Annotated in this window: 22 protein-coding genes; 10 read left to right on the top strand and 12 right to left on the bottom strand. The window is 44.9% G+C overall.

The window, feature by feature from the left end:
• Positions 1-54: 54 nt before the first annotated feature.
• From ACTIE0_RS06780 to ACTIE0_RS06755, 6 genes are all read right to left on the bottom strand, one after another.
• Entirely contained in the window at positions 55-1650 is a 1596-nt protein-coding gene (locus ACTIE0_RS06780) for an SLBB domain-containing protein (protein ID WP_006668575.1), read from the bottom strand.
• Positions 1651-1671: 21 nt separating this feature from the next.
• Positions 1672-2391, bottom strand: a complete 720-nt coding sequence (locus ACTIE0_RS06775) for a cyanoexosortase B system-associated protein (RefSeq protein ID WP_006623670.1) — start codon at positions 2389-2391, stop codon at positions 1672-1674.
• Positions 2366-3271, bottom strand: a complete 906-nt coding sequence (crtB, locus tag ACTIE0_RS06770) for a cyanoexosortase B (RefSeq protein ID WP_006623671.1) — start codon at positions 3269-3271, stop codon at positions 2366-2368. Before crtB ends, ACTIE0_RS06775 begins: the two co-directional genes overlap by 26 nt.
• A gap of 76 nt (positions 3272-3347) precedes the next feature.
• Positions 3348-4499, bottom strand: coding sequence for a DegT/DnrJ/EryC1/StrS family aminotransferase (locus tag ACTIE0_RS06765; protein WP_006668574.1), 1152 nt, complete (start codon positions 4497-4499; stop codon positions 3348-3350).
• A 147-nt stretch (positions 4500-4646) separates the two neighbouring features.
• On the bottom strand, positions 4647-6779 hold the full coding sequence (locus tag ACTIE0_RS06760; RefSeq protein ID WP_006668573.1) for a pentapeptide repeat-containing protein: 2133 nt from the start codon (positions 6777-6779) through the stop codon (positions 4647-4649).
• 52 nt (positions 6780-6831) lie between these two features.
• The gene (locus tag ACTIE0_RS06755) at positions 6832-7152 is read right to left on the bottom strand and encodes a hypothetical protein (protein WP_006623674.1); all 321 of its coding nucleotides are present in this window, start codon (positions 7150-7152) and stop codon (positions 6832-6834) included.
• A gap of 67 nt (positions 7153-7219) precedes the next feature.
• On the opposite strand from ACTIE0_RS06755, the gene ACTIE0_RS06750 reads away from it, so the two are divergent.
• Positions 7220-7648 (top strand): hypothetical protein, encoded by a 429-nt coding sequence (locus tag ACTIE0_RS06750; RefSeq protein ID WP_006668572.1) that lies wholly within the window; start codon positions 7220-7222, stop codon positions 7646-7648.
• Here ACTIE0_RS06750 and ACTIE0_RS06745 read toward each other — a convergent pair.
• The 3 genes from ACTIE0_RS06745 to ACTIE0_RS06735 all read right to left on the bottom strand — a co-directional run bounded on the left by ACTIE0_RS06745 (position 7645) and on the right by ACTIE0_RS06735 (position 11890).
• Complete coding sequence (locus ACTIE0_RS06745; RefSeq protein ID WP_006668571.1) at positions 7645-8472, bottom strand: glycerophosphoryl diester phosphodiesterase membrane domain-containing protein; 828 nt, start codon at positions 8470-8472, stop codon at positions 7645-7647. The genes ACTIE0_RS06750 and ACTIE0_RS06745 overlap by 4 nt on opposite strands.
• 232 nt (positions 8473-8704) lie before the next feature.
• The gene (locus tag ACTIE0_RS06740) at positions 8705-9535 is read right to left on the bottom strand and encodes a hypothetical protein (RefSeq protein ID WP_006668570.1); all 831 of its coding nucleotides are present in this window, start codon (positions 9533-9535) and stop codon (positions 8705-8707) included.
• A gap of 90 nt (positions 9536-9625) precedes the next feature.
• Positions 9626-11890, bottom strand: coding sequence for a tetratricopeptide repeat protein (locus tag ACTIE0_RS06735; RefSeq protein WP_006668569.1), 2265 nt, complete (start codon positions 11888-11890; stop codon positions 9626-9628).
• A 480-nt stretch (positions 11891-12370) separates the two neighbouring features.
• Between ACTIE0_RS06735 and ACTIE0_RS06730 the strand changes: the two genes are divergently transcribed.
• Both ACTIE0_RS06730 and ACTIE0_RS06725 read left to right on the top strand, forming a co-directional pair.
• Positions 12371-13189 (top strand): creatininase family protein, encoded by an 819-nt coding sequence (locus tag ACTIE0_RS06730; RefSeq protein WP_006668568.1) that lies wholly within the window; start codon positions 12371-12373, stop codon positions 13187-13189.
• 27 nt (positions 13190-13216) lie between these two features.
• Positions 13217-13972 (top strand): DUF561 domain-containing protein, encoded by a 756-nt coding sequence (locus tag ACTIE0_RS06725; protein ID WP_006668567.1) that lies wholly within the window; start codon positions 13217-13219, stop codon positions 13970-13972.
• Between the two features lie 85 nt (positions 13973-14057).
• On the opposite strand, the gene ACTIE0_RS06720 is transcribed toward ACTIE0_RS06725, so the two are convergent.
• Complete coding sequence (locus ACTIE0_RS06720; protein ID WP_006668566.1) at positions 14058-14720, bottom strand: calcium-binding protein; 663 nt, start codon at positions 14718-14720, stop codon at positions 14058-14060.
• 79 nt (positions 14721-14799) lie between these two features.
• Between ACTIE0_RS06720 and ACTIE0_RS06715 the strand changes: the two genes are divergently transcribed.
• Both ACTIE0_RS06715 and ACTIE0_RS06710 read left to right on the top strand, forming a co-directional pair.
• A complete protein-coding gene (locus tag ACTIE0_RS06715) occupies positions 14800-15468 on the top strand; it encodes a DUF2301 domain-containing membrane protein (RefSeq protein WP_006668565.1) in 669 nt (222 codons plus the stop codon).
• Positions 15469-15754: 286 nt separating this feature from the next.
• A complete protein-coding gene (locus ACTIE0_RS06710) occupies positions 15755-17221 on the top strand; it encodes a haloacid dehalogenase-like hydrolase (protein WP_318286140.1) in 1467 nt (488 codons plus the stop codon).
• Positions 17222-17298: 77 nt separating this feature from the next.
• Here the strand turns inward: ACTIE0_RS06710 and ACTIE0_RS06705 are convergent, their stop codons facing one another.
• Positions 17299-17802 (bottom strand): hypothetical protein, encoded by a 504-nt coding sequence (locus ACTIE0_RS06705; RefSeq protein WP_006623687.1) that lies wholly within the window; start codon positions 17800-17802, stop codon positions 17299-17301.
• A gap of 322 nt (positions 17803-18124) precedes the next feature.
• Between ACTIE0_RS06705 and serA the strand changes: the two genes are divergently transcribed.
• The 4 genes from serA (at position 18125) to ACTIE0_RS06685 (ending at position 21702) form a co-directional block, all read left to right on the top strand.
• Positions 18125-19708 (top strand): phosphoglycerate dehydrogenase, encoded by a 1584-nt coding sequence (gene serA, locus ACTIE0_RS06700; protein WP_006668563.1) that lies wholly within the window; start codon positions 18125-18127, stop codon positions 19706-19708.
• A 159-nt stretch (positions 19709-19867) separates the two neighbouring features.
• Entirely contained in the window at positions 19868-20761 is an 894-nt protein-coding gene (gene prmA, locus ACTIE0_RS06695) for a 50S ribosomal protein L11 methyltransferase (protein ID WP_006623690.1), read from the top strand.
• A gap of 76 nt (positions 20762-20837) precedes the next feature.
• Positions 20838-21260: a YeeE/YedE family protein gene (locus ACTIE0_RS06690; protein WP_006623691.1), complete on the top strand. Its 423-nt coding sequence runs from the start codon at positions 20838-20840 to the stop codon at positions 21258-21260.
• A 4-nt stretch (positions 21261-21264) separates the two neighbouring features.
• Positions 21265-21702 (top strand): DUF6691 family protein, encoded by a 438-nt coding sequence (locus tag ACTIE0_RS06685; RefSeq protein WP_006623692.1) that lies wholly within the window; start codon positions 21265-21267, stop codon positions 21700-21702.
• On the opposite strand, the gene ACTIE0_RS06680 is transcribed toward ACTIE0_RS06685, so the two are convergent.
• On the bottom strand, positions 21660-23387 hold the full coding sequence (locus ACTIE0_RS06680) for an FAD-dependent oxidoreductase (RefSeq protein WP_315690195.1): 1728 nt from the start codon (positions 23385-23387) through the stop codon (positions 21660-21662). The two genes, ACTIE0_RS06685 and ACTIE0_RS06680, sit on opposite strands and share 43 nt — an antisense overlap.
• A gap of 398 nt (positions 23388-23785) precedes the next feature.
• Between ACTIE0_RS06680 and ACTIE0_RS06675 the strand changes: the two genes are divergently transcribed.
• Positions 23786-23977, top strand: a complete 192-nt coding sequence (locus ACTIE0_RS06675) for a hypothetical protein (RefSeq protein WP_006623694.1) — start codon at positions 23786-23788, stop codon at positions 23975-23977.
• Positions 23978-24193 lie beyond the last annotated feature (216 nt).

Here is a 24193-nt window from a genome sequence, read left to right as displayed (position 1 = left end):
GAGGGTAATGTTTAGCACAATTTATCAACAAGCTGTATACCTTTAATTATTCTGTTATTGGTCGGGTCCAAATAATCGTTCAGCCGAGTTAATGAGTTGTTGAAAGAAGAGAGTAAAACCGAGGACATCGCGAAAGGGTTGGGTAAAGTTATTGAGAAACACAGTGACCTGGGTAATCAGATTACGATTAATCACAATCACATCTTCATCTTGTAGTAGAATATTGTCGGTTTGGTCTCCTCTAAGTAGATTTTTACCATTCAGAATCTGAGTAGTTGTTTGTTGAGATTGTCGGTCATATCGAATCAGGGCAATTTTATCGAGGTCTCCAGTTTGTAAAGGTACATTAGCGAGGATATCAATAAAGGTGCTACCATTGGGTAAGGCTACAGCACCGATCGCATTTCCGGCATAACTAAGAATTCTGACGGTAATTTGCTGGTTAACTAAAGTTGAACTAGCCACTAATTTGCGATCGTAGTCTCTCTCATCCACATCAGGAGCTAGTGGTAGTACAATCACCGAATCACCATTAGATAGAGAAACATCCGGGAGAGCCGTAGCTTCTGCTAAGGGTGTATATAGATCTATGATATCTTCTAAAACTCGACCATCAACGGTAGTGCGACAAACTAGGACGGTACGCAAATCAGCAGTTAATGTCGCACCTCCGGCCGCTAACAGAGCCGTAGAGACGCGAGAACCCCCAGCCGGGAGGGTATAGAAACCTGGTTGCACAACTTCCCCAACGACGGTTACTTGGGCGGGAACTGGTGCAGCAGCCAGACTATAATTTTCTAACAGATCTCGCTCTACGCCTTCTGATGGGCTAACCTCCATAGTGGGAACTGTAATCACATCGCGATCGCTTAGGCGAATATTAGGCGGTTCCATACCCAATAATAGGGGGGTAAATAGGTCGATTTGGGTTTCGAGGGTTTGTCCGGTGGGTAAAGTCCGGCGCACAGTAATCCGTCGTAAATCTGCCCCTGGTCTAGTTCCCCCCGCCGTAGTCAAGGCGACAATTAGCTGTGGTGATGGTAGGGGATAAAAACCTGGTCTGGCAATTTTTCCGGTCACGGTGACTTGTACCGGTCGCTGATTGACCAGAGAGACGACAACTTCAGGGTTTCTGACAAATTGAGCTAGGCGGGGTTGAATATTCTGGCGCACCTGTTCTAAGGTTAATCCTTCCAATTCCACTAGACCAATTAAAGGCATAGCTAGGGAACCTTGAGGACCAATGGTAGCATTGGGAATAGTTAATTCTTGGGAACGCTGACCATTGACAAACACATCAATAAAAATCTGATCTCCAGGTCCTAGCTCATAACTTTTCATGCGATCGCCAACAGGGCCTTCAAACACAGAAGGTTCCACCGGAATACCAGAGGGTCTGGTCTGAATGGGAGCATCCACATTGCGGAAAAGCTCTAATAGTGTAGGCCAGTCCGGTTGTACTGGTGCGGGTTGTCCGCCGCCTCTCGGTAGGGGTTGATTCACAAAGGAGCGAGGTAAGATGCACCGATCAGGTATCCTTTGAGCCATAGACTTTCCGCCACTGGTGATGATGGCTAAAGGAATAATACTCGCCACTGAGTAGAGACTGGTGAGGAATAGGGATTTAATCGGGTTGAGGTTAGCGCCCATATCAACACTGTGGATAACTGTTTATTCTGGCTGGAAAATCGTGGTCATCAATTCTTTTTGGATATCCTGACCGAGGGATTGAGCTATAGTTGCCACTGTTTCTATGTCACCCAAAGGCTCCATAGGAATCATAATACTGACAGCTACCCAGGGAGCGCGATCGCCTCTTAGTTGAGCTTGGCGATCGGCAAAAAACCAGTGACTTGGTGCGGGAGAACCGCCATTATGCCAAGCGTACCATTGTACAAGGGCATAGGTTTGGCGGGGGTTCCAAGCCCGAAAAAATCTGGCGTTAATTGTCACTGGTTGGGGGGAGTCTAGGGTCAATTGCAGGGTACGATGGGAGTCAGTTCTGAGGCTCTGTAACCCTTGCAGATCCATCCATTCGACTTGGGGCTGGTCTTTATAATAGTTTTGGGGAAACAGCAATAGCAGGACTTCGGTATCATTTTGTTTGAGGCTCTGCAAAGACCATCTCCTCGCCCCCACTTGAATGGTATCGTGACTGGTAGTTTCCCACCCTGGTACGGTTAAACCCTCACGGCGAATGGTTTGCAGTTGAGGGAGAGCTTGAATATCAGGCATATCTGACCAGGACCAGCCACCCCGAAAGAAACCGGGAAGGGTCCCTACCAAAAATAGGACTAGGAGAAATCCCAATAGTACCCATTGAGAGGGTTTTAGCTGTAGTTTGGGGGTTTCATGGCTGGTGGGTTCAAGATTCGGGGCTGATTTGTCCATTATCTTCGGATTCCTCTTGCTCAGGGAAATAATATTGCATTAATTTCATCACAATCACCAATAGACCCAACATAGAAGCAGAATATAGGTCTCCTCCCCACCCTTCATGAAGCCAATCAAAAAGTTCTTGATTACCTGTGCCGAAAAACAGAGTTAATAGGGTATTGCGGATAATATTCGCGACAATACTCGTCAAAGCTGCTGCCACCAAGAAGAGGATGGTTTTGGTTCTCGAAGCGATCGCACCCGTCCAGTACAATAACATTAAACCGACATACAGACTGGTAAATAACATTTTCAGGCCTGCACAGTGCGGCGCTACCTCAACAATTTGTCCATTTACATAGAGATAGATTTGATCTACTGTCACCGGGACGTTAAACTGGATCAGAACAAATCCCGCCATATTAGCGATAAAGGTTTGTAGAGGCAGGGCTAAAGGCTCTATCAGATAGGGGATATGGTTAGGGGTTGCCAGTAGCACAAATAATAAGGCTATCCCCTGCAATTTTAACCCAGGTATTCCTTTTAGCCAGAGGCAGAGTCCGGCTAGAATCATCGGAAAGGACAGATTGACTAAATCGGAGATACTACTGAGGTAGAAAACGCCACCGAGTCCTAATAATACTCCCCCCAAGGGGTGCAGTTGATTGGGTAGTTTGTTCCACTGGTGGCGGTTATTCCATGCAATATAAGCCGCGAAGGGTAGACCAATTACGCCGTGGCTAAAATATTCATGTTCGATGCTAATGCTTTTGTTCAGCCAGCCATCGTACCAATGCACGAGCAAAGGGCCGTATAATAACACCAACAAGGCGCAAGCCAATCCGATAAATAGATTTCGCTCTATCGCCACAGGAATTTTCGGTTGAGTTTCCATAAGCCTTAATAATTGTGTAATCGAGCCACATTCCCACCTGATTCGATGTCCCTATTTGGTCGCGAACATCTCGCACCTACTCATTTTTAATTCCCAAGGCTGTGCGAATAGCTGCGACTACCCGATTAATCTGATCACTGGTAATTCCAGGATACATGGGTAAAGATAGAATCTGCTGGCTGAGGGTTTCAGTTTTGGGAAAGTCTCCAGCTTTGTATCCCAGATCAGTATAACCGGGTTGCAGGTGACAGGGGATGGGATAGTGAATACCTGTTTGCACCCCTAATTCATTCAGTTTAGCTTGTAGTTGATCGCGAGTGAGGGAACATTCCTCGGTCACACGAATTACATACAGATGATAAACATGACCGCCTTCACTGTAGTTGTAAATGGGGATAATGCCATATTCTTTGAGTACCATCAATTGAACATCATACTGTTCGGCGGCTAAATTGCGATCGCGGTTCCACCCTGGTAAATGACGCAATTTGACGTTAAGAACGGCGGATTGTATAGTATCTAAGCGGCTGTTAGTTCCCAATTCCGTATGTAGATATTTTTCCGGTGCGCCATAATTCCTCAGAATTCGCGCCTGTTTAGCTACGGTTTCATCGGAAGTCACCACCATACCCCCACTACCAAAAGCGCCTAGATTTTTGCTAGGGTAGAAACTAAAGGCGGCGGCGCGACCGATAGAACCGGCGCGATAGTTTTCGCAGGTAGCCAGATGAGCTTGTGCCGCATCTTCAAATACAATTAAGTTATGAGTTAGGGCTAGGTCCAGCAGTTGGCTAGGGGTGACAATTTGACCATATAGATGCACTGGTAAAATCGCCTTAGTTTTTTCGGTGACCGCCCTTTCGGCTGCGGCTATATCAATTAAAGCGGTGTTTAATTCACAGTCTACCAAAACGGGTTTGGCTCTGGCTTGCAAAATGCCAATAATGGTAGCAATAAAGGTATTGGCTGGGACTAAAACTTCGTCTCCTGGTTTCACCCCACAGGCTTGTAAACCGATGGCGATCGCATCAGTTCCGCAGGCGACACCCACCCCATATTCTGCACCACAGGCTGTAGCAAAATCCGCCTCAAATTCTTGCAGAGCGCGTCCCAGAATAAAATCTCCGCGTCCAATTACTGCATGAATTGCCTTTTCAATTTCATCGGTAAGTTCCTGATATTGAAAGGATAAATCAACAAAGGGAATAGGTGCCATAGAATCGGTCATGATTTTAGCCAATATGGAACAATTTGGGTGTCTATTTTTTACGGTGAAATTAGCCGAATTAACCAAAATAAAGCTGGAGTCTGGGGGGGTTCAGTAGTTAATCCCTTATGACCATACCACTGAATCTAACTGCATTTAAAAGCCGTTTCATGACCCACAATTAGGATGAATTCCGCCTTGATTGCAGATATGGGTAATTTGAGCATCACTCAAGTTTTGCACTCTGGAAAAATCAGCCCCCTGCATTCGGTTTGAGGTTTCACCTTGATGGGTTTCTTCGATAAACTCATCAGTGCGAGTTTCCCGATTAACCACAAAGGTCACCCCCTCAAAATTTGCGCCATGTAGTCTAGCACCCTGTAGGTTAACTAAACTCAGGTCAGCATTACTCAGGTTAGCATTTTGTAACCTAGCGTTTCTAAAATTAGTGCCAGTGAGTTGAGCTTGACTGAGGTTAGCATTCTGAAGATTAGCGCCTTGGAAGTCAGCGCCGGATAAGGAACCCCTTTGTAGATCTGCTTCCCGGAGGTCAGCAAACATAAATTGGGTTCCTTGGGCGTTAATCTGACTCATACGGGCTAATTTGAGGTCTGAGCGTGACAGATTAGCGTTAGTGATATCTGCTCCGGTCAAACTAGCTTCTTTTAGATTAGCATTTTCTAGGTTAGTGCCAATCAGACTAGCACTGCTAAAATTACTGCCATTCAAATCAGCATTTGATAAATTAGCGCGGTCTAGGGTCCCATTTAACAGGTTAGTGCGCCGCATGATGACGGGACTCATAAAAGCGCCTGTCAGGTCAACAGAGGTCAAATCAGCGCCGCTGAGGTCTGAGATCAAGTCGTCAAAGGTGTTAAAACGTCCGTCAGGTCCTGGTGAAGCAAAGCGACTATTACGGAAATTTGCATGGGTCATGATCGCACTGCGGAAACTGATCCCAGATAGGTCGGTTTGGTCTAGTACGAGGGTAAACTGAGCGGGAGGGGTGGTAGTTTGACCGAGATGAACACGACTGAGATCGGCTTGTTGGATAAAACCGCCATAGACTTTGAGAATTTTGGCGATCGCCCTTTGAGTAGCCTGCTGTCGTTGGGAAACAATACGTCTTTGCCGTTGGTCCGCCCCAAACCTCATGAAATCGAGGTCATTTCTCAAGGCTTGATTCAGTTTGCGGATGTTAGGTAAAGCCACCGGACCTGTACTCACCAAAGCCTGTTGAATCACCTCTAGCAATATGGGGTCATCTTCTTGACCGAGTAAATCCACCAATAGGGGAACAGCGCGGGGGTCTTGTAGGGTTCCTAAAGCTAAAATTGCTCCCCGCCGTTGTGCGGGGTCGGTGTTGGCGGTGGGAGAAAGGCGACCCACCAGCGCCAGGAATATTTCGTTATCTTGATTTTGGGAGGCGCGAAGGTTGGCTTGATTTTGAATATAAACTTGAGTACCAATAAAGGTTCCCAAAACCGCTGCCATGCTGGCGCTACCGACGATAATTAGGGTTAAGCCAGGATATTGTCGCATCCATTGCCATAAATTCCACTCTGGGAGTTTTGGCTTAGAGGTCAAGACGATCGCTTTGACGGATTGGTTTTCTTCTTCCCAGTCGTAGGAGGTAAATGGATTGGTAAAGAAGGAAGTCGCCGCGGGTTGTACATAAGTACCAGCCAGCAAATCGTGTCCGGTGCGACTGTGGAAGCGCCGCCCCATTAGTCCGTCAGCGACGAGCATAATTCCCGATAACCCCATAAATACCAGGAGATTGGGGAATGCGCCTGTCGCTTGCCAAACTAGATAGGCGATACCGACGGGAATGCCCCAACGCCCGATGGTTTCCCTGGCGATAATCCGTGAAAATCCGGGGGGGAGTTGTCTGGAGTTGACTACACGAACCCCAAACCAGCGTTTGGGAAGGGTTTGTCCGGTGGTGGACAATAGATAAAGCTGCCAGGAGGCGATCGCTATCGGCAAAATTAAGGCACCAGACCAAAAGAAATTCGTCAATGGAGATACACGGGGCTGGCGATCGCGCATTGGTAGTCCCAAGGTAGCTGCCACAGTTTCGGCTGTTCCTCTTACTACTGGGTTGAGGGGGACTGACACAGAACCGCGATTAGCAATCGCACCGATGGTCAATGGGGCTAATCCCCCCACGATTACTAGGGAGATCTCGACCGCCCAAGCACTACAGCGACGCACCCAAAAGGGGAGTTGTTTGGCTTGTTTTTGCCAGGTAGGCGTTGGTTGGTCGATGCTGGGTCGGTTTGCAGTCGGACTAGCCATAATTAATAATTGCCTTTGTCTGAATCTTTGATGATGGGTTAAGCAGATTTCTTTAAATCTTGGGTTTTTGGGATGATTTGAATACTTGATAACCTATGTACACTATCACCCCGACTACCGCAAGACTTATGGCTAAGGAAATTAATTCGACAAGGGTTTTTAATAGGGCTAACCCGGCGATGACTCCCACACTGGCTACGGCTATCTGTCCGGCTTTGGGTAATCTCTTGAACCGCGCCATCAACTGACCATATAGGGTTTTTAGGCTGCTGTTTAAGTTGGAGGGGGTGGGATTTATGGGTGCATTGGGGTTAACTTCGGCTTCGAGTTCCTCGAGGCGACGATTGATTTTCGGGTCGTCTTGGTAGTTCAAGGGATTTCTCCTCCGGGGATATAAAACAACGCTTTACCATTGTACAAGGAGATTAAGAGGGTGGGTTATGACTAATATTAACTTGGGTCAAGTTTTCACCGCTGGACTTCTGGGGGTTTCCCTGTTTCTGGCTGCGGCGCAGTCGGCTTTGGCTGACAGGCGATCGGTTTCTCCTGGGGTGGCTGTCACTTTATCGGGAACTTCGGGGGGAAGTTCTAATAGCCGAGACTGTGGTTGGATCGCTGAGAGTCCTAATCATATTCTGGATGTGACTCAGGATCTACCATATTGGAGTATTACTGTACAGACGGCTGGGGCTCCCACTTTACTGATTGATGGTCCGGCTGGTCGCTATTGTGTACTCCCGGAGAGTCCCTCTGGGTCTATTTTACAGTTTTCCGGTTATGGTACTCGCGGGACTTATCGGATTTTTATTGGCGATCGCCAACAGTCTCAACATCCTTATAGCCTTTCTATTTCTGACCGTAAGCCCTAGATTTCTGGCTTTTTGGGGCGATCGGTGACTCGATTCTGTTTCCCATTACGGCTGATTATGTCATAGTAAATCACTGCTGTAATGGATTGGAAAAACGGCCAAGTCAGCGCACTCATTGCAGTTAACACAGGCAAAAATAACAAGTTCACCAAAATTGTGATCTCATCGGGAGCATTGGCATTTATCGATAATCGGGTGATTTGTATCATCAACTGAACCACGCCAATGGGGGATGTGGCTAGACCTGCGACTATCAGAATCCAGATAATTTTAAAGGCTGATTCTTTGGTTATTTGCCAACTCTTGCTAATTGCTCCGGTGGCAGTCATCGGGTTTTCTACGGCTAGAATCACGTCACATATATACAGGCGGGCTGATATCCACATCAACCCCACATAAAACATGACAAATGCGACTACTCCTAATAAAAATCCTAGTAATAATGATACCAAACTTTCGGGACTCAGTAGGATAGATACTAATAATCCGGCTATTCCAATAGCTATGGCTAAACCTATAAAAGCCCCAATAATCATCAATCCTACCAGAATTGATTGCCCTAAAAAACTCCATTTGCGCTTGTCTGTATAGCGTTTAGCGTCTGCTCCTGGTTCGGGGCGTTCGCTCACCTCAAAAAAAGCTAAACGAGCGATCGCTCCTGAAATCGCCGCAAATTTCGCCCAACCATAAATGGGAACAATCAGCCATAAAATGCCGAAAAACGCCATAGTAAAGTATTGTTTAAAATGGTCTCGATAGATACGAAATCCGGCACTAATCACATCACCCAAGTTGAGGGATTTATGAGCATATTTATTAGTCATGACTAAATTTATAGATGCAGCTATAGGATTTTTGACTGTCTCCAAAATTACAGATTCTTGGTATCCTTGATTTCACCAAAGCCAGAAATGCTGATCGTCTTCACCTAGGGGGGTTTAGGGGGGGATCCAGGAATCTGCTTTTAATTCACCAGCCAGACAATTCCTATGGTGAGGATTATACAGGAATCGACCAATTAGGGCGATTTTCTTAAACAAAATTTTATAAATACCTTCAGATTTCCAAGATTTTGGGGTTATCTGTGACTAAATCCTGTTCATCCTGATGGTTGATGAGGTCGTAGTAAATCACGGCTTTAATGGATTTGAAGAAGGGGATAGTCAGCGCCCCCATAGCAATTAAAACAGTTGATAAAACTAATAAATTCAGCCCAACTGCTACCTCAGCCGTAACTAGGGAATTGATAAGTAATCGGCTGAGTAACAAAATAAACCGAGTCGCTATGGGGAAGGGTAAGGTTGCTAAAACTGCGACTATAAAAATACCCATAATTTGAAACTCTGATTCTTCGGTGATTTCCCAACTATTCTTGATCGACTTTTTGGCGTTGGTCTGGTCTTCTAATGCGAGAATCACGTCACATATATACAGACGGGCTGATATCCACATCAACCCCAGGTATAAGATGATAAATCCAAATACTGCCAATAAAAATATCAACCATGATAACCAAAAAGTCTCAATATTCAGTTTCATAAATATGAAGATTGCCGTACCAAGAACCATACTAAAACCTATGAAAATGCCAATGATAATTAATCCGACGAGCAGTAATTGTCCTAAAAAACTCCATTGGCGTTTGTTAGTGTAGCGTTTAGCGTCTGATGGAGGTTCGGGGCGTTCGCTCACTTCAAAAAAGGCTAAACGAGCGATCGCTCCTAAAGTGGCGAGACATTTAGCCCAACCATAAACGGGAACAATCAGCCATAAACAGCCGACCAAAGCCATAGTAAAGTATTGTTTAAAATGGTCTCGATATATCCGAAACCCGGCAATGATAACATCACTGATACTTAGAGAGTTTTGAGGGTATTGATTAGTCATGACTAGGTTATAGATAGAGTTAGAGGATTTGGCTAATGTCCCACAAAATTACCAACCAATATCTGGGATAAATTTTAGATAAAAACCAGGTTACTGTAATCGCTGAATTTGATATTGAGAATCCCGAAATCCCCCGGTCAAACCTTGCTCTAAAAACAGTTTTCCAGCCTGTTCAAAATCACTGATGGCACCTCGGCGATCGCCTAAAGATGCTCGGACCATTCCGCGACCATAAAAAGCACCAGCCAAATTAGGTCTGATGCGAATAGCTTGGGCGTAGTCTGCGATCGCCTCAGAGTAATTACCAAGTTCAGCATGAGCCTGAGCGCGATTACTGTATGATTCAGCATCATTAGGATTCAGACTAATAGCTTGGCTATAGTCAGCGATCGCCGCCTCATAATCCTCAGCCAAAGAGTGAACTAACCCCCGATTACTGTGAGCCTTAGAATTATTAGGTTCTAACTCAATCGCCTTAGTACAATCTCCAATAGCTGCATCATAATTTTGCACATTCAGATGAGCAATACAGCGATTATTATAATCCATAGCTGTGGGGTTTAATTGAATGGATCTACTACAACTTTCTATCGCCGCCTCATAATTCCCTAAATTGATGTAGGTACTGCAACGATTCCCGTATGCTTCAGCATTATCTGGTTCCCAACTAATCACTTGATTATAGTCTGCTAAAGCACCTTGATAATCTCCTAAATGAAACCGAGCGCGACCCCGATTATAATAAGCAGCAGCCGACTCGGGATTGAGTCTAATTGCTTCTGTATAATCAGCCATTCCTGCTTGTAAGTTACCAGATTTAACGTGAGCGCTTCCCCTAGCGCGATAGGCTTCACTATTGTTTGGTTGTCGCCTAATTACTTCGGTATAATCTAATATGGCGGCTTCGTAGTTTTCTTGGCTATAATGGGCGAGTCCCCTTTGATAAAAAGCATCTGTATCTTCTGGGTTCAGACGGATCACTTGATTTAGGTCATTAATAGCATTACCAAAATCTCTCATTTGATGGTATGCTAAACTGCGGTTAAAATAGATGTCAGGATTAGTAGGATCAAGTTTAATGGCTTGGGTATAGTCAGCGATCGCCTGCTCATATTTCTGGAGATCATAGTAAGCATTAGCCCGTTTACGGAAGGCTTCACTATTATCAGGAAATAGCTGGATTGACCGAGTAAAAGCCTTAATTGCCGCCTCTGGGTCTCCCGCTTCCAGACGTTCTACCCCTCTTTTTAGGGCGGCTTCTGATTTGACAGGATCGGGGCGGCTTAACACTTGAAATAAGCCAAATATCACGATTAAACCGACTAATCCGGTTGCCGCTATTCCCACTACAGTCCAGAGGCGATTTAAGGATATGTCTCGTCGCGGTTTGTGTGTTTTATAGGGGGGATGATTTGGGGAAGTTGGGTTAACTAACCCGGTTTTTCCGGTGAGTTGATTTAATTCAGCGATCGCATCAATAGCGGATTTATATCGTTTCCCATAGTAATGATGCACCATTTTATCTATAATACTAGCTAATTCGTTACTAACTCGCGCCCGCTGTCGCCAGGCAATTTCTCCAGATATAGATAGGCTAGGATCTTGGAGTTTGGGCAAATCTGAGCCTTCTAAACCAGTTAAAGCCTGAATAGCAATCATTCCCACAGCATAGAGATCGCTATTAAATTGGGGGTTTCCCTGGAATTGTTCGATCGGCATATAGGAGGGTGTACCCGTGGCGATCGTTCGCATGGGTTGATTATTTTCCTCAGCCAGTTGGCTAGTCACGGCTTTGACGGAACCGAAATCGATTAAGACTAGGGCTTGGTCTGATTTGCGGCGAATTAAATTAGAGGGGTTAACATCTCGATGAATTACGCCATTTTGGTGAACAAATACTAAAATATTGAGGATTTCTTCTAAGAGTTCGATCACTAGATCTTCTTTCCAAGGATGACCGGGAATTAGTTCTTTATGAAGGGGATGTCCTTCGATAAATTCTTCGACTAGATAGAAGTGATTATTATCCTCAAAATAGGCTAATAATAGGGGAATGCGATCGTTGCGTCCTAGCTTTTCTAAGATTTCTGCTTCCTGTCGAAATAGGCGTAAGGCTGTTTTCAGGATTTTGGAATTATTACTAGGGGGACGCAGTTGTTTAACCACACATTGAGGATGACCAGGACGGCGGGTATCTGCGGCTAGATAGGTCTGACTAAATGCTCCTGAACTCAAAATTTGTACAATTCGATACCTTCCATCTAGGAGTTGACCAATGATTTCCATCTGGCGTTGAGGTTTGAAACTTCTAGGGGAGTTCGAGGAATGGGGTTTGGAGCGATCGTCTAAGTTCATAATATGTTACAGTTTGATATAAAATGGCTGGAGAGAGCAAATGGAATCGGTTTTCCTATCGATTAACTGATTTTCATCAGGATTGAGAACTCACCATTGAGTTTCTTATGTCAATTTTGGCATAAAATTTTGGGTATAGTCTATATCAACCATAACAAGTGTCAGCACCCCGATCTAAAAAGACGGCGGCTCTCATTCCGCCTAAGCTGCTGACGAGCGATCGTCTTATACGGAGCGGGTTCTAAATAGTCTGGACTTCCATATAGATGATTAAAGAATATGCTTGTATGGGCGGGTTCTAAAGAATCGGGACTTCCATATAGATGATTACAGAACCCGCCCCTACTATATTGGCAAGTGAACCCGGTCTGATTGTACCATGCCCTTGGTCTTTAGGTAGGTATGCAGACCATGATCAAGATCTAGTTTCCTGAGATTACAAAATATTATCAATTTTTGGTGAAAATTACCTGGAAAACCATGCACAATTTTATCCCCCCTCATCGATTTTTCCCTTACCTAACTTGGACAGAAATTGCGGAAATGCCCGATCCAGAAAATACCGTAATTATCCAACCAATTGGGGCTATAGAACAACACGGCCCCCATTTACCGTTAATTGTGGATGCTGCTATTGCTACCGCCGTGACGGGTCTAGCCCTAGAAAAACTCGATCGCACTATTCCCGCCTATGCCCTGTCTACCTTATATTACGGCAAATCTAACGAACATTGGCACTTTCCGGGAACCATCACCTTAACCTCTGAAACCTTAATATCAGTATTAATGGAAGTAGGGGAAAGTATATATAGGGCGGGGTTCCGCAAATTAGTATTTCTGAACGCTCATGGTGGACAACCCCAGATTTTAGACATGGTAGCGCGAGACTTGCATCAACAGCATGAAGATTTCATGGTATTTCCCCTGTTTGTGTGGCGGGTTCCCCACATAGCCAAAGAACTATTTTCCCCGGAAGAATTGGAATTAGGGATTCACGCCGGAGACATAGAAACCAGTGTGATGTTATCAATTTTGCCGGATGTGGTACGCCGGGATAAGGCGGTGCGAGAGTTTCCCCACGGCTTACCCTCCGACAGTTTACTGAGTATGGAAGGAAAATTGCCCTTTGCTTGGGTAACGCGGGATCTAAGCGCTAGTGGTGTGTTGGGAGACGCAACGGCGGCTACAGAAGAGAAGGGGAGTCGCCTACTGGAGTCGGTGGTAGACAGTTGGGTAAAAGCGATCGCAGATATTTATAAATTTCAGCAGCCCCAGTGTTTCCGCTCTGTGTCAAAATAAATCGATATCGGAAATAGAGCCTAAGTAATGACAATGATCAACTCTACTCTACAGCAAGCCTTTAACCGAGGCCAAGGGCTGAAAGTAATTAGCGGTTTAATGAATTTCCATCGCCCCAATGTGGTGGCGGTGGTGAAAGCAGCAACTCAAGGCGGCGCGACCTTTGTAGATATTGCCGCTGACCCGGAATTAGTGGCGATCGCGCGTGATTTGACCCATTTACCTATTTGTGTGTCAGCCGTAGAACCAGAAAAGTTCCTCCCCTGTGTGGAAGCTGGCGCTGATCTGATTGAAATTGGGAATTTTGATGCTTTCTACGCCCAAGGACGGCGCTTTGAAGCCCCCGAAGTGTTGCAGTTGACCCGTCAAACTCGATCGCTACTTCCTGAGATTACCCTATCCGTAACAGTTCCCCATATTTTGGAACTGGATCAACAAGTCCAATTAGCCATAGACTTAGTGGAAGCTGGGGCGGATATTATCCAAACAGAAGGGGGAACTAGCGCTAACCCTGTGCATCCCGGAACTTTAGGATTGATTGAAAAGGCTGCGCCTACCCTAGCCGCCGCCCGGGAAATTTCCCGCGCCGTATCGGTTCCAGTATTATGCGCTTCTGGAATTTCTAGTGTAACAGCACCTTTGGCGATCGCCGCCGGTGCTGCCGGTGTCGGTGTCGGTTCAGCTATCAACCGCCTCGATAATGAATTAGCAATGATTGCAGCGGTTCGTAGTCTCGTGGAAGCATTAGCCACCGTGAATACTGCCCGGATTTATCAGTCTTAGAAAATCTCTACAGCCCCAGCGTTCATCTCTTTGGCAGTTATTAATTATCCGCCGATTACATGACACTTGGGGCTGTATTCTCATCTCAATCTCCCGCGCAAGTTAAAAACCAGATCGAATAATCTTCAATTAATTGATAATTATCAGACTCCTCATCTGTGCATTCTAAATCCGCTAGGTCTAGGGTAAATAATTTCTCATCGCTAACCCGTCGGACTTGCACTTGTAAGCCATATTCTTCATCAAATTTATCAGCAAAGCCCAGAATTTCAAAAGTATCTTGATGGGAAGGATTGTTGATTTTTTGTTTCTCGTATTCCTTTTTGCGACCGGAAGACAATAGATATTCTTCTTCCCAAGCAAATTCATCACTTGCGGTTACATAACAAGGTAACTTGATTTGTTTTTTCAGATATTGCAGATAGAGTTTAAGTTTTTTTCGGAAACTATAAGAAGGCTTAAAACCCAAGTTTTTTTCAGTCTTAGCTACCGCCATTTCCAGGTCAGCATCGGTCAAATAATCAAGGTATAAGTCATCAATACCTGGGATATTTTCGATATCACTTATAGTCAAGTTTTTGATGACATCCAACATCAACAAACGAGGATCTTCTGGGAGGTCTAATCGGTCTATACTGTTACCACTACGGATATTAAAAGTAATCGTCTCATCAATTTGAATCCCCTTGAGGTCAGACGGTTCGGGATGAGTCGAGGCGGATTTTAAGTTTTTCTGAAATTTTGTCATAATATTTAGGTTAGTGAACAACAGAACTTACTTTAATTTGTTCTGGATAGATCCGAATCATCAACAGGAGACCAAAATTGTGACCCAAACAGTACCAACCTCTCAGCCACAGATCTACCAAGGACAGTTTGGCGAGTATACCATCACTGATGACGATCGCCAGGGAGTCCTAGTATATAGAGTTAGTTTGGCGATCGCCGCCGTCTGCTTTGGTTTAGGGACCGCTTTAGTCTTATGGGACTCACACAGCCCCATATTCCGGCAACTGCTGACCCCTATTTATCTTGTGTTCTGGTTAGCTTTGGGAGTTAGCCTGTTCACAATTCATATCTATCTAATTATTTTACACAGATTCCTTCAGTTTTGTTGGCTCATTGGGGGTATTGCTACCCTGGTAGTGGCGATCGCAGATCCTGAACCCTTAGCCGTCACCGTTTATAATCAGCCATATAGCTTATTCGGTGTCGGCTTTACATTTGTGGCTCTAACAGGCATTTATTTTAAGGAGGCTTTTTGTTTTAATCGCATGGAAACCAAACTGCTAACTCCCCTAGTCCCCCTCTTACTGTTGGGATATATGGCGGGAGTGTGGACAGTCATCAATCAGAAATTTTTGTTGTTTTTCTGGGCTATTCAATTCGGGATTTTTGCCCTCCGCAAGTGTTTCCAAGCCATTCCTTCTGATATTGGTGATAAAAGTGTATTTGATTACCTTCACCAACAGCGATCGGCCCAATCGCACAATTAAGTATAATTGACCCCACTACCCAGTCATCAATCTGACTAGCAGCCCCTAGAAGCTGTTGTCAAAGATAACCGGTCAATATTAGCAACTTCTGCCCTTTTCCTTAGCCAGGGGCAGGATATCTCCAGATCAAGGCGATCGCAGATTATTCTTGACTGCTATAGCCACTAAGTCCATGATCGCATATATTTGATGATGGTAACATCCGTAATTTCACTCAAGACAATCTGAATACGTTAAATGCTTACTCCACCCTAAATCAAATTTTCTTGATCAATTCTGAAAACCTATGGCCACAATAGAGCCCGAATCAATGTCCATGGAACTACAAGGAAAACTTGTAATTGTAGATTTGGACGAAACGCTTTTTCTGCGAAACTCCACAGAAGAATATCTAAATTCTTTACAGCCTAAAACCTTGGGGGCTGTTTTATTAATTGCCCTAGATATTCTCAAGCCTTGGAACTGGTTACCCCAACCCCTCAAAGGAGACCAATCAAGGGATTGGTGTCGTGTAATTATCTCCACCCTAATTTTTCCCTGGACTTTAATTTTTTGGCAACAGCAAGCCCAGAAACTTGCCCATAATTATATCAACCAGGAACTGATCCTAAAATTCCTTGAACAATTCCCCTCACAAATAGTTATTGCTACCCTCGGCTTTGATCTAATTATAAATCCCATTATTAAGAATTTACAATTTTGTCCTGATGCTGTGATTAGTTGTCGGTTTTGGCAGGGAGGGGTTGATCGTCAACGGGGAAAGTATGAGTTAGTTAAAGCAGTATTAACTGACGAAGAAATCGCCAATGCCGCCGTCATTACAGATTCCACAGATGATCAGGTATTATTGGATGCTGTAGCATCACCCTATCTCGTGCAGTGGCCTGATGCTCAATATGTCCCGGCTATGGCTGATGCTTATATTCCATTTTTGTATCTGGAACGCGGTAAGCGCCCCGGCCAAAAATATTTCATCAAGAACATTATCGCAGATGATTGGTTAGTCTTGATTTTGGCGATCGCTTGGATAAGTCCTTATCCAGCTTTACAATCAATCATGATGCTGTTTTTGCTTTTATCTTTTTGGTGTATCTACGAGTATGGCTATGTAGATAATGATATCATCGCCGAAACTTTTGAGCAAAAACCTACTCTCAGCGCCACCTATCAAAACTACAAAAATCGTGTCAAACTCTTGCAGGTTTGGTTATGGGCGATAATTTTGGCAATACCCGGACTTTTCTTGTTAGAGGTGATAAAACTTCAATTAACCCCAAAAACTATCAATTTATCCCTACTCAGTTCTATGGGTTTAGATGGTGTCCTGTGGCTCACTTTTTTGAGCGTTGTATTTGGGTGTTTTTGGAGTTATAACCGCCTTGACAAACAAACTCGAATTTGGCTATATTTCTGCTTACAAGCAAGTAAATGTTTTGGGTTTTTGATAGTAACTACCACAAATAGCATAGGTATTATGTTATTTGCTTCTCAAGTTTTAGCTCGCTGGATCGCCTATATTGTGTATCGAGTCGGTAAACACACCGAATGGATGGAATTTCCGGGAGAGTTTTTCCGGTGCTTTTTGTTTACATTTCTGATTATTTCTGTCGCACTAGGAACCGGGGAATTATCCATTTTACTGAGTTGGCAAACTCTCGTGATTTTTGCCTGGTGTGCTTACCGAGGACGTAGGCAATTTGTCAATATTTGCCGTCAAGCATACCCAATATATAAGGATAAAACTCTGGTCTAATTGCCAAGCCAACAGCTTGCACAGCTAACCGTAATTGTGCAAGCTGCTAGGTAAGCTATCGGATCCTGCTGCCTTTTTCAGATACTATAACCCTGGATATTTTCCGGGTTAAATTGTTTGAGGGTGCGGGTAGCTTGACGGACTAAAGTTTCCGAACCTTGAACCACAACTAGATATTTACCAGCATTGAGGCGATTTCGATAGGGTACAGCATCTCCCCCGCCAATAATCAAGCCTACCCCGCCGCCAGCGAGAATGCTACCGAGTCCCCCAGAAATGCCCCCCAGAATGCCACCGATGAAATGATCGCCAATTTCCCCCGCCCAAGCAAAGGTATTAAGTCCCGTGATTAAGCTAAAGGTGTAGCCAGCCACAAAGCCAAAAGGAATCAACCAACTAGCCATAAGTTTAACCTGTTTGCGGGCCGGATCATAGGGGTCAATCAAGCCAAACTCATCAGCGCTTTTGTATCCTCTGCCTAAAATACTCACTTGAGTGATTGGGATTTCGTCTTTTTCTAAAGCCAAATAGGCAGCCTCAGCTTGAATGCGATCGGGTAAAACAGCAATTAGGTAGTTCATATATGATGATTAGATTATTGGATATACGGCTGCAATTCTGTTAGTCACTAGGTTTCATGATCCCCCTGTTAAGGTTGGTAAATTTACCATAATTCTGTGGTTAATTATCAAGGGCCATGATGCTGGGGACAATCCAAACTAAATTTACTAAATTTTTGTGAACAATTTGTGGTAGGTCGTCCCCCTTAACGCTAGAATAGTTCACTGCGGTATTTTTACCGCGATCGAGATCTGCATCAACAGACTCTCTCAATTTACCACGAATCCTTAAATCAAGGAAGTTGTGGTTAATCCCCTACAGTTGCAATTTATTAGCCCAACCATGCCTAAGGTTCTTGTATCTGATCCGATTGATCAAGTTGGACTTGACATTATCTCTCAGGTGGCTCAGGTGGATGTCAAAACCGGACTACCTGCTGAGGAACTGGTAAAGATTATTCCCGAATATGATGCCCTGATGATCCGTTCTGGTACTCGTGTCACCAAAGAAATAATAGAAGCGGGTACTCAGCTGAAAATTATTGGTCGGGCTGGTGTGGGGGTGGACAACGTGGATGTTCCCGCCGCCACCCGCCAAGGAATTGTCGTAGTTAACTCCCCCCAAGGTAACACGATCGCCGCTGCCGAACACGCTATAGCCATGATGTTAGCCCTATCGCGCCATATTCCCGAAGCCAATGTATCCGTAAAAAGCGGCCAGTGGAATCGCAAACAGTTTATTGGGGTAGAAGTTTACAAAAAAACCCTGGGGATTGTGGGACTGGGTAAAATCGGTTCCCATGTAGCCTCCGCCGCCAAAGCTATGGGGATGAAATTACTAGCCTATGATCCATTTATTTCCCAAGATCGCGCCGAACAGTTAGGCTGTCGGTTAGTAGATTTAGATTTACTGATCCGCGAGTCAGACTATATCAGTCTACATATGCCGAAAACTGAGGAGACCTATCATTTAATTAATGCACAGGCTCTGGCTCAAATGAAACCCACAGCTCGTATCATTAACTGCGCTCGTGGGGGTATTGTGGATGAAGTAGCTTTAGCAGAAGCTCTGAAAAATGATCAAATTGCTGGGGCGGCGGTAGATGTTTATGAAAACGAACCCCTAGAGGAAAATTCCCCCCTGCGGGAGTTGGGTCAAAAGGTGATCCTCACTCCCCACTTAGGAGCATCCACAGAAGAAGCTCAAGTTAATGTAGCCATTGATGTAGCTGAACAAATTAGAGATGTATTGTTGGGCTTACCAGCTCGTTCAGCGGTCAATATTCCTGGGTTGTATCCCGATGCTCTCGAACAACTCAAGCCCTATCTACAACTGGCGGAAACCTTGGGAAATTTGGTCAGCCAATTGGTAGGAGGTAGGGTCGATTTCTTGGATATCCGTTTACAAGGGGATTTAGCCAATCGCGATAGTAAACCGGTGGTGGTAGCGGCTCTGAAAGGTTTGTTATCTCAGGCTCTGCGGGAGCGGGTTAATTATGTTAATGCTACCATTGAAGCCAAAGAACGCGGTATTCGGGTCATTGAAACTAGGGATGCTTCGGTCTGTGACTATACCGGCTCTCTGCATTTGGAAGCTAAGGGATCTTTAGGTACTCATTCGGTGACGGGGGCTCTATTGGGCGATCGGGAAATTCGGGTGACAAATATTGATGATTTCCCCATTAACGTACCCCCGACTCGTTATATGTTATTTACTCTCCACCGAGATATGCCGGGAATTATCGGTAAAATCGGGTCGCTGCTGGGTAGCTTTAATGTCAATATTGCTAGTATGCAGGTCGGTCGTAAAATTGTACGGGGAGAGGCGGTGATGGTTTTAAGTTTAGATGACCCATTGCCGGACGGACTGTTGAGTGAGATCATGAAAGTAGCAGGTATCCGGGATGCCTATACGGTAACTCTCTAAACTCAAGGAAATTAGGGTGCTGGACTTAATGGCTCCTGGCAGACTAGACTGGAGAAAGTGGAGAATCAGATGCTCACACTACCTCTAGTGGGATAAATTATCCCCATACTTCTAGTGAGCTAAATGCTCGCATATTGTCTGGCCCCAAAAGTAACTGATATGGCACATAGCTGGTGGGAAATTCGAGTAGTCTGTGATTTGAACCTAGAAGAAACTGTCTTCTGGCGACTCGAAAATTTTGGCTTTCGGGGAACAGCCAGTCAAACTAAACATCAGTCTTGTTTGATTTGTGCCTATTTACCAGAAGAACAAGCTCATCTTTTGGACCTGGCGGCTTTATCTATTTTGCTGCGCCAGGATGCTTTGTGTATGGAAATGTCTATCCCTATTGTGCAATGGGATCTCATTGATGAGGAAGACTGGTCTAGTAGTTGGAAGCAGCATTGGGAACCAACGGAAATTGGCGATCGCTTTTGGATTTATCCGGCTTGGCTAACTCCCCCCGAAAATAGCGATCGCCTTATTTTACGTCTTGACCCTGGGGTGGCTTTTGGTACCGGAGCCCATGCTACTACTCAGCTTTGCTTGGAGTCCCTAGAAATGCGTTTGGGAATATTAGGGGAAAATCCGATCACTGTTGTTGATATCGGTTGTGGTTCGGGAATTTTGGGTATTGGTGCGATCCTATTGGGGGCGACTCAGGTTTATGGTGTCGATACTGACCCCTTAGCGGTGCGATCGGCTAATGAAAACCGCGACCTTAACCATATATCCCCAGAACAAATGATTAGTGAGGTGGGAAGTGTTGAGGAGTTGATTAAGCGTGCTAAAGGACCTGTTGATGGGATTTTATGCAATATTTTGGCTGAGGTGATTATGGATATAATTCCTCAGTTGGACTGTCTGACTAAACCTAATAGTTGGGGGGTTCTCAGTGGTATTTTGCTAGAACAGGCTAAACCGATCGCTGATTTGTTAGAACAACATGGCTGGATCGTCGCCACTCTCTGGAAGCGACAGAATTGGTGCTGTTTCAATATTAGACGTTCTTGATAGTTGCACATCTGAAAAACTCTCACAATCATGATAATTGAGAGGGTGAAACAGTGTTAATCGTTCAGGAGGTAATATGGCTGATTTTAACTGGATAAGTGCATTAATGGGCGGGGTTTTAATTGGTATGAGTGCTACCATATTATTGGCTTTTAATGGTCGGATTGCTGGCATTAGCGGCATGGTTAATGGGGCGATTACTTTTAAATCCCAGGAGGCTTGGCGATGGCTATTTATTCTGGGTTTAATAGCTGGTGCTGCTATTTATGAATATGGATTTCCATCGCCACCAACTCCCCCGTCAAATTCCGTACCTTTATTAATGATTATTGGTGGTTTTCTAGTGGGGTTTGGTACTCGTATGGGTAACGGTTGCACCAGTGGTCATGGGGTTTGTGGTTTGGGTCGCTTTTCTATGCGATCGCTGATAGCAGTTCTCTCATTTATGACCACTGCTTTTATTACTGTATTTATCATGCGTCATGTTTTAGGGGTGTAATTTTATGAACCTCAAAGAAAATATAATTGTCTTGGTTTCTGGGATTTTATTTGGTTTCGGGCTGGGTTTATCCCAAATGATGGATCGCGATCGCGTCTTGGGATTTTTGGATCTTGTGGGAGTTTGGGACCCTACTTTAATCTTTGTCCTCGGCGGCGCTGTGGGGGTGACAGCGATCGCTTTTCGGTTTGTCCTCCGTCTTCCTCACCCCCTATTTTCCAACAAATTTTATCTACCTACTCGCCAAGATATCGACCCCACTTTAATCATGGGAGCCGCTATTTTTGGCATTGGCTGGGGTATTGCTGGCTACTGTCCGGGTCCCGCCATTACCGCCCTAGTTTTAGGTATTCTTAACCCGGTATTGTTTATAATCGCGATGATTGCTGGGTCCTTGGCTTATACCCTCTCATCTAAGCTAACAGGTCCTGGGCCAAAGTAGGAAACCATCATTAAAGAACCAATTAGGGCTAAGTTCTTTAAAAATGCCGTTTTCTGAGCAGGATCATCTAGGAAATTGTGGAAAACTAGGGTGGTGGGGATTAAAAATAATATCAAAATAATCGCCCCCCAACGGGTTTTATAACCTAGAATTAAAGAAAAAGCCCCCACTAATTGAAACACAATATTTCCTAATAGCATTAAATTGGGATGTGGCAATCCCCGCAATGCTATCATTTCCTCGGTAGCGGCGAAATCCAAGATTTTGCTAACGGATGAATTGATAAAAATGGTGGCTAAAAATGCTCGTCCAATTAGGGGAATATAATTCATAATCCAATTATCTTGAGACAACAAATGCGATCGCTTTCTTTGGGATTTATCCTTAAAAAACTCGATAGCCGGATCAGGACTATTTAAAAAGGCAATTTCCCGGTAAGGGCGGATAATCGGTTTTAGCAGTCTCAGTCCTAAAACACAATCCCAGAACCAGTTATAGCCGACTGTTAAGCGATTGCGCCATCCCGGTAGATAACACATATGAATCACTAACCAAGTTAGCCAACCCAAAAATCCGGTGTTATTGAGGCGATCGCATGACAAAATCCCAGCATAGCGACTAATAATAGCAGCCTTGCCTTTATCAATATAACGAAAAGGTTGCGGAGATGTTCCCCGTAACTGATGCAAAATATTGGTCGCCACCGCTTCCCCCTGTTGGATAGCTTCCGGGGCGATACCGCTAAGACCATGATCAGGCCTGAGAAAAGCCACATCTCCGATCGCATATACTTTAGGATGATCGGGAACTCGTAAAATCGGTTCCACAATGATTTTACCCTTGGCGGCGGTAGAGATTTGGTCAAGCTGGCTGGGATGATCGACTTGTACCCCTGCTGTCCAGATAATAGTTGGGGCGGCGATCGCTTCTCCGGTGTCTAATTCTACCCCCTGGGAGTTGACCCGCAAAACCCGACGATTTAACCAGACAGATACCCCCAATTGGCGTAAATGACGTTCACAATAGGCGCTAAACCCCTGGGAAAAGTTGGGAAGTAGGCGATCGCCGGAATGTACTAAAATCACCTTCGCCAGGGGGAATAACCGCCGCCAACCTAACAAAGCGCGGAGTTGGTCGATTAAACCTCCGGCCAATTCTACCCCGGTCGGACCGCCACCAACAATCACAAATGTCAATAACCGGGCGCGATCAATGGGTTCAGGTTCTAAAATAGCCCGGCGAATGCGATCGACGATATGATGGCGCACAACCGCCGCATCTTCTAGGGTATTTAAAGTTAAGCTATATTTAGCAGCCCCAGGGATGTGATCTAATTGGGGACGGCTTCCGGTAGCGATAACGAGAATATCATATCTGATTTGTCCGTGATCTGTATCTACCCATTGATATTCATAATTAATCCGGTCAACGTTAGTCTGGATAAATTCGACATTGGGATATTTTTTGAATGCTGACTGGAGGGGATAAACGATTTGGTGGGGATATAGTAACCCGGTGGCTACTTGATACAGTAGGGGTATAAAAGTATGGTAGCAGTTGCGATCGATTAGCAACACATTCGCGCCCGCCTTAGCTAGGAGGCGGGTTGCTGTTAAACCACCAAATCCAGCGCCCACAATGACAATGCGATCGCTCTTTAACGCCATGGGACTCGGGTTGCTCAACTAACATTTTTCTGATGTTAACAAATTCCCGCCATTTTTGCCTTCCAGTAGCTTACTTCAACCCCAGCCTCTCACGCCACCCAGGGACTCTGCTGTTAGGCGCAAGTGAACCAACGGGGGTTGGTATAAGTTTATCTATTTCCTCACCCCTTCTCGGTTGAATAATTAGGGAGGCTTCCAGAAACCTTTTTACAGCCGATTCACCCTATCCCAAATATCCGAGGTAATTGATTGTGACTAATCCTAAATTAGCCAACATTTCTCAAAGAAAGCGGGTTTCTCGGTGGGGTGTCAAGAAACCGGGTTTCTCAAAGAAAGCGGGTTTCTGGTAGGATAGCGATCGCATCACCAAGATTTAAGAAATAAACCCCGTTTCTGAGTCTCTGGAATGGGGTAAAATGGGAGTGCTATTCCCTACCCGGTGCGCGGCTATGGATGAACAAAGAGTGCAGGCTTATCTCTCCCTGATTCAAGAACTCCTCAACTGTCCGGGGGAAGCACTGCAAATCCTCAACAGTCATCTGGAGTTGGTGGATGAGGGGTTTGTGCAGGTGTGCGAGTGGGTGGCGGCGCAGTTGCAGGGGGTGTGATGGTTGCGGTATATTTAGATGTGTGTTGTCTCAATCGCCCCTGCTCAAGACGGCTCGCAGACATGAACACCAATTAAAGGTAGCTATTCGTAATCCGGTGGTGTGGCTGATTGAGGTTTTACAGGAGCAGTAAACAGGAATTTTTCATGATGAACGCATTAGAGTTAAGAGAAAAGGGCTATCAGATTTTAGTCAGTCATTTGGGACAGTCTGATG

It is taken from the genome of Limnospira sp. (assembly GCF_051859755.1).
Classification (GTDB): domain Bacteria; phylum Cyanobacteriota; class Cyanobacteriia; order Cyanobacteriales; family Microcoleaceae; genus Limnospira; species Limnospira fusiformis.
The sequence above is the reverse complement of the archived record's forward strand: the minus strand, read 5'-3'. Positions and strand labels throughout refer to the sequence as shown.